The sequence below is a fragment of the Methylobacterium aquaticum genome, assembly GCF_001043915.1.
In the GTDB taxonomy this organism is placed as follows: Bacteria; Pseudomonadota; Alphaproteobacteria; order Rhizobiales; family Beijerinckiaceae; genus Methylobacterium; species Methylobacterium aquaticum.
In genome coordinates this window covers 1-572 of record NZ_LABX01000507.1, presented here as the reverse complement: position 1 = coordinate 572, position 572 = coordinate 1, and the positions used below count along the sequence as shown (strand labels likewise).

Sequence of the window (572 nt, the reverse complement as noted above, 5' to 3'; positions counted from 1 at the left end):
TCAGCGATGAAGGCCTCTCGGTTCGCTCGGCGGCGCTCCACGAGGGCGTTGTGCTCGCCAGCCTGCTGCATTTTGGCGACGAGGGCCGCATCGTCGATCCGCTCCGACGGGGCGTCCTCCGGCAGGCTGATGCCGGCAGCCTGCGAGCGCAGGGTGCGCGCCTCGCGGTTCACATCGGTGCGCTTGGTGAAGTCGGCCTTGTTCGCCTTGTCGATCGCGTCGAAGTCGACACCGGGGACGAAGCGCTTGAGAGCCTCGAGCTGATCCTTCCCGTCCATGCGGGTGAAGGCAAGCGGATCGAACGACCGAGCGCCGAGGAGACTGTCGAGCATCCGCTGCGGCGACGGATAGCGGGCGCCGTCAGCGCTTTCGACGAGGATCTTCGTGGGGAAGGTGCCGTCCTCCTGGCGTTTGAACGTGCGCGTGACCTTAATCTCTCCGAGGTCCAGGCGGATGCGCGCCTCGTTCTCGCCCTTGCGGATCGGCACGGCCTGAATGTGCGACGTGCCGGCGAGCGCCCACCAGATCGCGTCGAGGACGCTGGATTTGCCCTGCCCGTTGCGGCCGGTGAT

At 67.1% G+C, this 572-nt stretch carries 1 protein-coding gene; it reads right to left on the bottom strand.

Features of this window, described 5'->3' with window-relative positions:
• On the bottom strand, positions 1-572 hold a 572-nt coding region (locus VP06_RS33505), incomplete at both ends, for an ATP-binding protein (protein WP_048468152.1).